Source organism: Mesorhizobium sp. M1338 (genome assembly GCF_040318045.1).
Taxonomy (GTDB): Bacteria; Pseudomonadota; Alphaproteobacteria; order Rhizobiales; family Rhizobiaceae; genus Mesorhizobium.
Genome location: NZ_JAMYLL010000018.1, coordinates 1 through 12,074, shown reverse-complemented (window position 1 = coordinate 12,074; position 12,074 = coordinate 1). Strand labels below are relative to the sequence as shown.

The 12,074-nt window shown below is 61.3% G+C and carries 11 protein-coding genes and 1 pseudogene; 7 read left to right on the top strand and 5 right to left on the bottom strand.

Annotated features, from left to right (window positions below; genetic code table 11):
* Positions 1-598: 598 nt before the first annotated feature.
* Positions 599-1,960 carry an oxygen-independent coproporphyrinogen III oxidase gene (gene hemN, locus NKH19_RS17550; RefSeq protein ID WP_352538824.1) on the top strand — a complete coding sequence of 454 codons (1,362 nt, stop codon included), beginning with the start codon at positions 599-601 and terminating at the stop codon, positions 1,958-1,960.
* A 176-nt stretch (positions 1,961-2,136) separates the two neighbouring features.
* Here the strand turns inward: hemN and NKH19_RS17545 are convergent, their stop codons facing one another.
* The 4 genes from NKH19_RS17545 to NKH19_RS17530 form a co-directional block, all read right to left on the bottom strand.
* Positions 2,137-2,328 (bottom strand): hypothetical protein, encoded by a 192-nt coding sequence (locus NKH19_RS17545; protein WP_023727257.1) that lies wholly within the window; start codon positions 2,326-2,328, stop codon positions 2,137-2,139.
* Positions 2,329-2,556: 228 nt separating this feature from the next.
* Positions 2,557-3,729, bottom strand: a complete 1,173-nt coding sequence (locus NKH19_RS17540; RefSeq protein ID WP_352982487.1) for an NAD(P)/FAD-dependent oxidoreductase — start codon at positions 3,727-3,729, stop codon at positions 2,557-2,559.
* 136 nt (positions 3,730-3,865) lie between these two features.
* Positions 3,866-5,521: an MFS transporter gene (locus NKH19_RS17535; protein WP_352558844.1), complete on the bottom strand. Its 1,656-nt coding sequence runs from the start codon at positions 5,519-5,521 to the stop codon at positions 3,866-3,868.
* Between the two features lie 210 nt (positions 5,522-5,731).
* A complete protein-coding gene (locus NKH19_RS17530; RefSeq protein ID WP_352538821.1) occupies positions 5,732-6,184 on the bottom strand; it encodes a hypothetical protein in 453 nt (150 codons plus the stop codon).
* A 550-nt stretch (positions 6,185-6,734) separates the two neighbouring features.
* Here NKH19_RS17530 and NKH19_RS17525 point away from each other — a divergent pair.
* The 6 genes and pseudogenes from NKH19_RS17525 to tnpC form a co-directional block, all read left to right on the top strand.
* Positions 6,735-7,022, top strand: a complete 288-nt coding sequence (locus NKH19_RS17525) for a hypothetical protein (RefSeq protein WP_081726247.1) — start codon at positions 6,735-6,737, stop codon at positions 7,020-7,022.
* Between the two features lie 1,057 nt (positions 7,023-8,079).
* The gene (locus tag NKH19_RS17520; RefSeq protein WP_352538820.1) at positions 8,080-8,280 is read left to right on the top strand and encodes a ParB N-terminal domain-containing protein; all 201 of its coding nucleotides are present in this window, start codon (positions 8,080-8,082) and stop codon (positions 8,278-8,280) included.
* Positions 8,281-8,520: 240 nt separating this feature from the next.
* Positions 8,521-9,036 carry an ImmA/IrrE family metallo-endopeptidase gene (locus NKH19_RS17515; protein WP_352538819.1) on the top strand — a complete coding sequence of 172 codons (516 nt, stop codon included), beginning with the start codon at positions 8,521-8,523 and terminating at the stop codon, positions 9,034-9,036.
* A 219-nt stretch (positions 9,037-9,255) separates the two neighbouring features.
* Positions 9,256-9,591, top strand: a complete 336-nt coding sequence (tnpA, locus tag NKH19_RS17510) for an IS66-like element accessory protein TnpA (protein ID WP_352651377.1) — start codon at positions 9,256-9,258, stop codon at positions 9,589-9,591.
* Positions 9,588-9,935 carry an IS66 family insertion sequence element accessory protein TnpB gene (gene tnpB / locus NKH19_RS17505; RefSeq protein WP_352651376.1) on the top strand — a complete coding sequence of 116 codons (348 nt, stop codon included), beginning with the start codon at positions 9,588-9,590 and terminating at the stop codon, positions 9,933-9,935. Before tnpA ends, tnpB begins: the two co-directional genes overlap by 4 nt.
* Positions 9,936-10,001: 66 nt before the next feature.
* Positions 10,002-11,453, top strand: a pseudogene (tnpC, locus tag NKH19_RS17500) (IS66 family transposase); the annotation flags it as partial.
* Between the two features lie 27 nt (positions 11,454-11,480).
* On the opposite strand, the gene NKH19_RS17495 reads toward tnpC, so the two are convergent.
* Positions 11,481-12,074 (bottom strand): helix-turn-helix domain-containing protein (locus NKH19_RS17495; RefSeq protein WP_352982542.1); only part of this gene is annotated, 594 nt, incomplete at its 5' end.

Below are 12,074 nucleotides of genomic sequence, written 5' to 3'. Positions count from 1 at the left end.
GCGACAGTTTGGCTTAATGGCGACGGCATTGTTTGCTGTGAGCCCCGCCGTTGAGGCATCATGCGGCGGCCACCGCCCGGTACGACGCCGTCACTTTGGCGAGCTGATGGTCGATAACCACGCGCCGCAGCCTTGCACCACTGAATCAGTAGGCGCTAGCCTTGGCAGTGCGGCGGACCTGACGGTCGCGTCGAGCAGGTTCTCGTCCTGAAAGCGGCGCGCCACAGCTAATGCTTCTTGCCAGCAATTCACACAACGAGCTCATCGAGATGGCAGAGATCACTATGGGGCGGCGCTAGCTGGCGAGCAAAGTCTGGTCCCAACACCGTATTGTCTCGTCGGATGCGGCATCTGCGCTCAGAAGAATCTCCCACGCGCAGATGAAGGGAAGGTACGGTGGAACAAAACGGTGCGCGTGAGGGTTGCGGCGGGAACACCACGCTGACCGAGTGCGCTCAGACCATCGCTGTCCAGCCAAGACTGAACGGCGCCCATTGCTAAAAAATTTCGAGCCCAAAGCGGAACGGACTGACATAGCGCAAAGACGCAGGCGAGCGCAGCGGTAAGGTTGGATGTTATCAGCATGGGACGGTGACCGTTGCAGACCACGAAATTTCGAGAGGCCCGGCTGCCTTGGTACACTATCTATCCGGCTGTGTCGGAGTTCTCTGGGGCGGTCGGCGCCGAGGCTTATGAGGAATGGCTCAGGAACCTGCCGGCTGATGATCCGGTGTCACTCTATCTGCACGTTCCGTTCTGCCGATCAGCCTGCTGGTATTGCGGCTTCCCAACCACCATCACCCGCCGTGATGCGCCCATCCTCAACTATCTGGCGGCGCTGCGTGACGAGATCCGTCTGGTTTCGGTGCGAGTGCCGAAGACGTTGCCCGTGAGCGACATACATTTCGGCGGCGGAACGCCGTCTCTCATCGGACCAGCCGAGTTCCTCGCTCTGATGGAGTTCCTGCGATGCCGCTTCGCCATCTCGAAAACAGCTACGGTCGCCATCGAGATCGATCCACGCACGCTCACGCCCGAGATGGCGGAAGGCTTGGGAGCGGCCGGCGTGAACCGCGCGAGCCTGGGCGTACAGAGCTTCGATCCCATTGTTCAAAAAGCGATCAACCGGATCCAGAGCGAGGCCCAGACGTCGGCTGCCGTGGAAATGCTGCGCCGGCATGGAGTAAGCCGCATCAACTTCGACCTCATCTACGGCCTGCCGCGTCAAACGGTGGAGTCGTGCGTCGAAACAGTGAGGGCGGCGGTCGCCATGCGCCCCGACCGGCTTGCCTTGTTCGGCTACTCGCACATCCCATCCCAAATAAAGAATCAGCGCCTCATCGAGGCGGAATTTCTTCCCGACAGCGCTGCCCGCGCTGAACAGTATGCGGCTGTCACCGTGACGCTGATTGCCGCCGGCTACCGACAGATCGGGCTCGACCATTTCGCCTTGCCGGACGACGAGCTCGCGCTGGCACAGGAAACAGGTCGCCTGCGACGTAACTCGTTGGGCTACTCGGCCGATACCTGCAGAACCCTGATCGGTTTCGGCGCGTCGGCTATCGGCCGCATCGGCCAAGGATACGTTCAAAACGAAGTTACACGGGATTCCTACATCCGGCACATCGCAGCTGGCCGACTGGCGACATCGAAGGGCCATCGCCTCACAGACGACGACCGCGTGCGAGCCGCAATTATCGAGCGATTAATGTGCGATTTCGAGGCTGACGTGCCGGCAATCTGTGTCGCCCACGGATCTGATCCGATCCATCTTCGCGATTCGGCTGAGCGCTTGGCCATGCTGGCCAAGGACGGGATAGTGGACTTCGAAAACGGCTTTGTCCGCGTACGGCGGGAGCATCGCTTTGGGATTCGCGCTGTCGCTGCCGCATTCGATGTGTTTAGGGATGGCGTTACGTATATCCCGCAGCAGCTTAATGCGATGCAAAGCACAACATAGTCCGGCATCAATGTCTCCGCTTGGAACCGCCGGCCTACTTGCCACGCCGGCCGGGCGCTGGTCTGGCAAGTGGGCTTTCCGTTTGCCAATGCGTTCGTTCCCGGCCCTCACGGGGCGGCGAGTCCCTGCCGTGAGCGCCTCACCCGCGAGGCTACATGGCGGCCGTGGAGACTACCTCAGCAGCGGCGCCCGATCGGAAACCTTAGCACCTCAGCGCTTTGGCGTGGCTGCTTGAACTCTTCGACGGCAACCGCCTCAATTAGCAGGTCCAAGGCTTCGCGGCCCCTTTGACTCATCGGGTCATCCCCACAAAGGTAGTCATACGCTCGATCTAAATGCACTCGGGCGGCGGAAAAATCGCTTGTCATATCATAGAACCCTCTCTACCCGCCCGCATTGCCGTCTACGAGGTGAAGGTAGTGCAATCGTCAATATATACAGATAAATTTGAATTAAATCGGAGATGATCATGGAGGCCGAGTTCCCTGACCTGATGCCGCCATCGAGCCCGCCGACGACCACTCGCTGGCGCTCGGTCGCTTCATAAATGCCGAGCACCCCGTCCCGCGACCACCTCTGACCTCCCTCCTTCGATGCTAGACGCGTGGAAGACATGGCTGCGCCGCCGCTGCGAGAAAGGCGTGTCCCGTTGCGCGGCGGCTGCATAGTGGGCAGCCAGCGCCGGGAGCTAATCGGCAAAGCCGCGTGTGGCGATTTTGCATAGCGGGCGCAGGCGAATCGCCACGCCCGTCCAGCATGTCCGATGCCGCGTAGGCCGCCAGGATCCCTGAGCGGAGTGCATGCACGATCCCGCGTGATGACAGTGGATCGGCACAGAACAGGCAGTCGCCCGCCGCGACCCAGCGGTCACCGGCGGCGGGATCGATCGTTGCGGTTCCCGCCGCCTTGATCATGCTGGCGGTCTCGATTGCGTTGGGCGGCACGAGCGGCGCGACGGACTGCGTTGCGGCTAAAGCGCGGTACCAATGTCCGGCTTTGCGCAGTTCGCTGCCCAGATCCGGATCGGTGAGGCACGCGCAAGTCGGCGCTGTACCACCAGCCTTCGGGACGCGCCTCGACGACCATGCTGCAATCGCCCGGTGCGCGGTCGAAAAAGCGTGTGTAGGCGGCAAGATGTCCGTGCATGGTGAGCTTGGCGCCGAAACATCGGGCCAGCCTCCAACTGGACCGGTCGCCCAAACCACGGCGCGGGCAACGATAGCTTCATCGGCCAGCTTGAGCAGCCAGCCTTGATCGTCGCGCACTGCCGAACCCACGGCCGAGCCAAACCGCGTGTCCACACCTGCCGCCTTGGCCGCCTGCACCATCAGCCGGTCGAATCGCGTCCGGTCGAGCTGCCAGCCGGCACCTTGAGCGGAAAACATGCCGTGCCGCTCGCTGGGAACTTCATTGGCCCACACCGAAACAAGCGCACGATTTTCAACGAAGCCGGCCTCGGCGAACGGCGTCCAGACACCAAGCTGACGCAGCAGCCCATTCGCTACTGCCGGCAGCACCTCTCCCGGCTTTGGCCGATCATGCCTTCCTGCTTCCAGCAACAGCACGCTCCGCGCGGGTGCATCGTTGCCAACGCCAGTCCGGATGTGGTCGCCGCCGAACGTGATCGTCTCAGCGAGCTGGCGGGACAAAATGCCAACCTCAAGATAGCGTTGGCCCGGATCAGCGAGGCGGACTGAGGAAGACTTTAAATTCAAAAGGTGACACGCGGCAATAGTCGCGTGCCGCTGTAGCCCCAGGCTCCGCTTCACCGTCGGGACCGATCGGTCGCACTCTCAGCCTGGGGTTCTTCTCTGCCACCCATCATCGAATTTTGGTGGATTGTCCGTCTCCCGCACCGGTTTGAGCGCGATAGACAAGAATCGCGTTTTCTGTGCCGGCCGGGCTTCAATGACGGGGATGGCGAAAAGCTGAGTGCTCGGGCTTGCGGGCCGAGCTTGTCGGCCGCTCGATGGAAAGGGTCATTTGAGGTGGGGTCTCGGCCGCGTGCAGCTGAAAGACACGCTCGTCCAGTTCCTTGTCCACTTCCGTCAGACGATGATTGAGGCGAAGGTAGTCCGTCCAGGTCGGCGTGCGGAACGTTTCTGTCCAATGCATAGGCTTCTGCAGGTTCCGCTGGAGCGTCCAGTTCCGAGCACCGACGCGGCTGTGTACATGGCGCCGCTGCCGCATGAGGTCGAGGAAGGCCTCGAGATTTCTCTCGGCTATCAGATATTCGATCTTGACCACGATCGGGCCGCTCCTCGGCTTCAAGTTGAGAGAGACAGCTGGGGCATCGAATTCCTCCAAGGGATCGGGCTCGGAGTCGCGGTGCTCTCGAAGAGGAAAGAGAACGCCGGCTGCAGCGACGATCAACAGGGCTCCAGCGGAGCCCTCCAGCGCCCAGGTCAACGAATGGTTTTCGGCCACCGTGCCCCACACCCAGCTGCCGAGCGCGATGCCGCCGTCTATCAAAGCATAGTAGATCGAGATGGTGCGCCCCACGACCCAGCGCGGGCTCGCCAGCTGCACGCTCACACCAACCCCGGACCAGGCGGTCACCCAGCCCGCGCCGCCCAAGGCGAGTGCAATTGCCGCAACGGCAATCGAAGATGTCAGTGCCAGGGAGAGAGAACACGCCGCACAGGCGACGCAGGAGAGCCTCATCAGCCTTTCTTGCGACAAGCTCCGTCTGAACAGGCTGTTGGAGAGGCCGGCGAAAACGGCACCGGTCCCGAAGCCAGCCATGAGCGCGCCATAGGCAAGCGGGCCTCCTCCCAGCTGGTCGCGGACAACCACCGGCAGCAGCGCGAGTATGGCGATGCTCGCCAGGCCAAAGAGGGTTCCGCGCGCGATCGCGGCCTTGATTTCCGATGACATCGCCGTGAAGCGCAGCCCGTCATAGATCGCCGTCCTCATCGACTCGCGTGGAAGAGGGGAAGAACGAACCTTCCACTTGCAGCGCCAAATAGTGGCCAAGGGTACGAAATAGGTGAGCGTGGTCACCGCGAATGCCGCCATAAGGCCAAACGAGGCAACTACAATGCCGCCGAGCGCCGGGCCCACAGTCCGGACGGTATTGAATCCAACAGAAAGCAGGGTGACGGCAGCGGGAACATCTCGTCGATCCACAATATCGCCAACCGACGCTTGCCAGGCCGGATCATTGAGAGCACCGCCGCTTGCGATCAAGAAGCTGAAGCCGAGGATCATCCACGGACTGACAAAGCCCAGCGCCAGCGATGCGGTCAGCATCGCGGAGGCAGTCACCATAAGGCACCGACCGGCGAACATGACCCGGCGCCGGCTGAAATTGTCAGCGAGAGCCCCGGCGAAGACAGACAAGACGAAGGCGGGCAGGTTCGATGAAGCCTGAACCAACGCAACCATCAGATCGGAAGTCGAGATCGTTGCCATCAGCCAGCTGATGGCGACAGTCTGCATCAACCAGCCGAGGCTTGAAACCTGCGTGGCGAGCCAGATCGAGCGAAAGGTGGGCTGCAGAAGTGGCCCAAAGGTCGTTGGTGCAGCCAAATCTTCGTTTGATCCAGCCACCCTACTCATTTTGCGAACCTTTTCTTTCCGTTATTGTCGCTTCCCATGTAATCTAGGCTGAACCGTGGCGGCTTAAGAATAGATGGCCCATTTGCCTACGACGAATGTGGCCACAGTTCCTCCTGACCAGTTGTCAGGCGGCCGGGACGCAGACATGGGCCGGCTCACTCGCCTTCAACGACATCTTGGTGAGCCGGGATTCACATGTCATTTGAGGCATCATGCTCGATCGACGCGCTGCCGAGCGATTTTTCGCGAAACGTTACCCTGTTCTTTTGTTGGAAACTCACTCATCAGCGGCGTTCGATGCTGAGTGTGGCTTCCGAAAAGTGAGGACGCTTGCAGATCTTTGACAGGATCAGTTCCCTGATAGATGCAGACGATTGCCAGGCCGCGATCGAAGACGCGCGCGCCCTGCTCCTTCAGTTCGGACAAAAGTCTGATGCGCTCACACATGCGATCGACGAGTTTCTGCTCGACCTGATGACATTGGCTTTCATCGTCGAATGTTACGGACGCGGCTTTGAACTTTTGGCGCGAACGCTTGCCCGTAGAAGGCTGGCGAAGGTCAGACTGTTGTCGGGAGGGGTCGGCCGGGCAGAACGGGTTCCAAAGCCTGATGGCTGAACCGGCGATCGAGCCGCGTTCCATTAACGACGTGGCGACCGCCAAAAAAAGGGCATCGGAAAACCGAGGCCCTTTAGGTGTAAAGTCAAAACCTTCAGAGGGGAACAGCTGATACCATGGAATGGGAGGAAACCATCGCGTGCATCAGCTGTAAGCTTAATGGCTAAAAGTTGTGCAATGCGCAAACACATTTTGTGCAATGCAGCTATGCAGTAACGCAAAGCCTCAAGTTGCAAGATCGATTTTGGAAATGTTTGCTGCTCGTACGGTGATGGGCGAGATCCTTAAGCGTATGTACGGCGGCATGATGGACGCTTGCAAGCAGCCAGACAAGATTATCGCGAAGCTAAAATAAGAGGTTCGATCCAATCGGCGATGCTCAATACCCGCGCCATTCTGGTTCAGCCGGGCGTTACATCGCCTCGCCAAGTTGAGGATGTATTGGTCGCGAGCAGCCGTGCGCCAATTTGGAACCCACGACCATATGCAACGATTGGGGACTGTCCGAAGAAGGCCGAGAACGGTTGAAAGTGCGCTAGATGGAGATATTCTGAATTGGAACGGGGGCCTGGTTCATCGCCAAAGCGAGACATGGATGAAAAGCAGATCGCGCCCAACGCCTGATCCAACCATTGCAACGGAAGTCCCCTGGTCGGAAAGCCTAACCGCATATGATGACAAGCATTTCGAGCTCTATTTGAAGCTCATGGACGCTTGCGCCGACAGTGCCAGCGAAGAGGAGATGGCGCTGGATGTACTGGGTATCGATCCGGTCAAAGAGCCAATCCGCGCCCGTAAGGCCCTTCGCAGTCACCTCAAACGGGTGCTCTGGTTTATGCATGAGGGCCATAAGGAACTGCTTCCAAGCCGGCCGCCTCAATAACTGCGGCGCCGAACAAGGTTGCCCGAGAGATCAGGTGGCGCCCTCGGGGGATGCGAGGACACTTGAAAGCCGCAATCGGGTTATCATCTCCATACTGCGTGATCTCTCGGTGTACTACGGTCCCGACTTTACGGATGTCACCCCCGTCGGCCTGGGGCACCCCTTCAAGGTGACATTCACGTCGGCCCCGGATTTGTCTGGCACCTACGAGAACGTTGCAGGGAGCGGCTCGGTAAGCGGCTTTGAACGACCCGGTCAACTCGTAATGACCTACTCCGGAGCAGATGGGATGTCCCATGGAGTTGCCATTCTCCAAGACATTCAGACCCACCTTTCTTCCAACAACGTCGAGCATGATTACGTGGGAGCCGTTTTGGTCCACGCTTGCTATAAGGCGGACACCCAGCAGTGCGATGCCGCCAAATCACGCAATATAAATTCTGCAGGGCGATTTTGTCGAAAAACAGGGAACCCGACAAGGATCCTTCCCTCAAGGGTTACTCGACGAACCATGTTCGGCTTTTCAGAACGATCTGAAGCTGAAACTTAGCCCGACGGCACAGCTTTAGGCACGAAGGCGCTCACCAGGGTCGCAGCTCAAAGAGAACGGCGCCCTTCGCCGGGGGGCCGTCCGTTCCGCATCCCGCCTGACGGCGGCGCGTTGCTGATGCTCCTACGGCCGCCCTGTTGAGCCGGTCTCAGGGCCACGGTCTTTCTCCTGCACCGATCTGACTTGGTCCCGCTGGCGGGCATTTAGGTGCTTCCGTTTTGTACGCTCTTCTTTCTTGGGCCGCTTCGCGGCACGGCTGCGCCGACATGGATGTGCCTAGCGGCACCTCTCCTATGTAGCGGGAAGAGAGGCGCGCGGCCCTCTCTCCCCAGCAAGCCGCCGCGGGCGGGTTCCCCCATCTTCCTCCGCTTCGCTAGGTGCAGACCGGGGAGACCCCTCCGCCCCCGGGACTTGCCCCCCCCTCGCTCCCCGCTACTCGCCGCGAGGCAGGGGTTCAGGGGACCTGAACCCATCAGGTCAATCCCTGAAATCAACACGAGCAAGTCCATGAATACCGCAGTTATCACTATCCCGCCCGCAGGTAGGGCCGAACTGGCCGCCAGCATCGAGGCCCATGGCCTCATCCATAACCTTTTGACCCGCAAGGCCCCGAAGGGAGCCAAGTTCGAAGTCGTCGCCGGAGGGCGGCGACTGGGGGCGTTGCGGTTGCTGCTGGACGAGGGCCGCACCTACAGGGCGTGGCTGTGACCAAGGATTATCCGGTCAACCGCTGGCTTGAAGACATTACGGCAGTTGCCGGCCATTATGCGTTTCTCCCTGAAGTCGACCTGCCAGATTTACTCAACGGCTTAGGCTACCGAAGCCTGGGGATGAGGATCTGGAGGGCATTGCCCAAACAGCGCGAGAGCACTGGGGAATCGGATTGCGACCGACCCCAACGTAGTTGCTCTGCTGGAGCAGATCGGCGTCGTCGTGGCGAGCGAACCAATGGAAACCACACAGTTGGATGGGCTAAGCAGGTGGGGATCTGATCGTCGCCCACACGTACTTCTAGCGCAGTCATTCGCGCGAAGACAATTTGATGCCGCGCACGAGTTGGCCCACCTCTTGCTGCACCGTGCAGTGTCCGAGGATGAGCTTGTCGAGAACTTCAAGCTGATCCAAGACCAAGCTCATCGGTTCGCTTCAGCGTTGCTTCTGCCGGCGAGTCAGTTCTCGGCTGAGGTCACTAGTGCCTCGCTTTGGGAGCTGAGAAGGTTCGCTGGCGCGTGTCCATCAAGGCTCAGATCATGCGTCTCCAACGCCTCTGCATTGTCGATGCCGAGGGAGCGACCCGCCTTTATCGTAGCTACAGCGCCAAGGGCTACTCAGGATCCGAGCCCTACGATGACGTTTGGCCGCTGCAGCAACCTACGTTACTGGCTGATGTATTTCGGACCGTGGTGGATGACGGGGGCTGTCCAAGGAAGAGCTTCGGCACGATCTGCCGTTGTTCGCTCATGATGTTGAGAGCTTGGCTGCACTTCCTCCGGGCTGGCTCTCGCAAGAGCCTGCTCGCGTCGTGAAGCTGAAGCTCGTGGCGCCGACCCGCGGTGAGGGGCCGTCCGGCCAGCTCGGCGAGCTCATAGTACGCCTCCGGCGAAGGCCGCCTTGCGGGAGCATGGCATGGTAGCGAGGCTGCGCTCTTAAGGTCGTCCTTACGAGCGTAGTTAGCAGCACAGCATGAGCCATGTGACGTTATTGACCGGGCCGGAGCGTCGTCGTCGTTGGAGTGAAGAGGATCAGTGCCGGATACTGGCCGCGGCATTCGCGCCCGGGGCCACGGTGACGGCGGTGGCGCGTCAGTACGATGTCGCGACCAGCCTGATCTATAAGTGGCGCCGCACGGTGAGAGCCCGCGAGACGGGCTTTGCCGAAGTTGTCGTGGTTCCCGATGAGGTGCCGGCGGCGCCAGCGATGATCGAGCTGGAGATCGCCGGCAAGGTGCGGCTGCGGATTCCGCTGACCACGCCGCCGACACTGGCGGCGGCGATGGTGAAGGCGCTGGGCGTTTCATGATCCCGGTTCCGAGCCAGGTGCGGATCTGGTTGGCGGTCGGCCGGACCGATATGCGTCGCGGAATGCAAGGCCTCGCTCTGCAGGTTCAGGAGACGTTGGGCCGGGATCCGCATGCCGGCGATCTTTATGTCTTCCGCGGCCGTAGCGGCAATCTGATCAAGATTATCTGGCATGATGGGCTCGGCATGTCGCTGTATGCAAAACGGCTCGAGAAGGGCCGGTTTCTATGGCCATCGCCGGCGGCCGGTACGGTTTCCATATCACCGGCGCAGCTCGCCTACATGCTCGACGGGATCGATTGGCGCAACCCGCGCCACACGTTCCGCCCCCAGCGCGCGGGCTGAGTTTTTCTTTGAGTTTGCGCCATTTTCCGCGAGTCAGCGGACGCGTTTTATGATTCACTCCAGGGCATGGTTGCCACCGCCCAGGATGCTGTTCCGGACGATATCGGCGCGCTGAGAGCGGCGCTGACCGCGGCGCTGGCCAGAGCCGAAGACGAGGCCGCGCGCGCTGCGCTGGTCGAGGCCGAACTGGCGGTCGCCAGGGCCAAGGCATCGGATGATGCGGCGCTGATCGCACATCAGGATCTGACGATCCGGAAGCTGCAGCGGGCGCTGCATGGTCAGAGTTCTGAACGCTCAGCCCGCCTGCACGACCAGATGGAGCTCACCTTCGAGGAACTCGAGAGCACGGCCACGGAAGACGAGATCGCCGCCGAGCAGGCAGCGGCCCGGACCACTGAGGTGGCACCTTATGTGCGCAAACGACCGGCGCGCCAACCATTTCCCGAGCATCTGCCGCGCGAACGCGTGGTCGAGCCGGCGCCGACCGCTTGCCACTGCTGCGGCGGTCATCGGCTGCGCAAGCTGGCTGAGGATATCACCGAGACGCTGGAGGTGGTGCCGCGGCAATGGAAGGTGATCCAGCACGTTCGGGAGAAGTTCACCTGCCGCGACTGCGAGGCGATCAGCCAGGCTCCGGCGCCGTTCCACGCCACCCCGCGCGGCTGGGCCGGTCCCGGCCTGCTGGCGATGATCCTGTTCGAGAAGTTCGGACAGCATCAGCCGCTCAACCGCCAGGCTGAACGCTATGCCCGCGAAGGCGTGCCGCTCAGCCTGTCGACGCTCGCCGACCAGGTCGGCGCCGGCGCCGCGGCGCTGATGCCGCTGTTCAAGCGCCTCGAAGCCCATGTGCTGGCCGCTTCACGTCTGCACGGCGACGACACGACGGTGCCGGTCCTGGCCAAGGGCAAGACCGATACCGGCCGATTATGGACCTATGTGCGCGATGACCGACCGTTCGGCGGCGCCGATCCGCCGGCGGCAGTGTTCTACTATTCCCGCGATCGTCGAGGCGAACATCCCGCGGCGCATCTCGCCGGCTGGAGCGGCATTCTGCAGGCCGATGCCTTTGGCGGTTATGGCGATCTCTATGCAACGGGTCGTCAGCCGGCGCCTGTTCTGGAAGCCAGCTGCTGGGCCCACAGCCGGCGCAAAGTGTTCGAGCTGGCCGATGTCGAAGCGGCGGCGCGCAAGAAGGCGCGCGGCGAGAAGCCCAACCTGGTCTATCCGCTAGCGGTTGAAGCCGTGAAGCGCATCGATGCCCTGTTCGATATCGAGCGCGGGATCAACGGCCTGTCGCCGGCCCAACGCCACGCCGTGCGCCAGGAGCGGAGCGTGCCGCTGGTCACCGAGCTCGAGCGCTGGATGATCGAGACGCGCGACAAGCTCTCGCGCGGACACGATCTGACCAAGGCCTTCAACTACATGCTGCGCCGCTGGTCATCCTTCACCCGGTTCCTCGACGATGGGAGCATTTGCCTATCGAACAATGCAGCCGAGCGAGCCCTGCGCGGCATCGCGAAGACCGATTCATTATGCACCTCCTTTTCAAATGGCGGTGAACAGCGATTCCTGGTTGTCGTCGTGGATGCGATGCGGAGTATTGCGCGCCAAATCGGCCTTGATCCGTTCGTCTTCGAGGTCGCTGGCGCGGATCTGGTAGGGTGCGCCGCGCATGACCTGCTCGGCAGGCAAGAGGCCATCCCTGATGAACCGGCGGATTTTGACGTGCGAGACTCCAAGCCGGGCGGCCGCGTCCGACATGGTGAGCCACTCGCCATTCTTGTCGGAAGAGCGATAGCCGCTGATCTTGTGCACCGTGCGCAGCGATTGGACGCGACGCGCGGTCCAGGTCTTTCCCTGACCGGTCTGCATGCCCATGCGGTTGAGTGTGGCAGCGATTTCGGCATCCGACCATCGGGTTGCCATGGATCGCATGATCGCCAGAGCCTCCTCAGGCGTACGCTGGCCATGCTCTCCGGATTTGGGCTTGCGAACCCGTACCTGCGAGTGCTGGCCTCCGTGCCAGTGGATGGTCAAGATCACGTCGCGCGCATCGTCATCGACATCCGCCACGATGTCCTTGATGAGCGCGCGCAGCAGTTGCTGACGACAGCGCATGTCGACACCCGGCGCATTCCA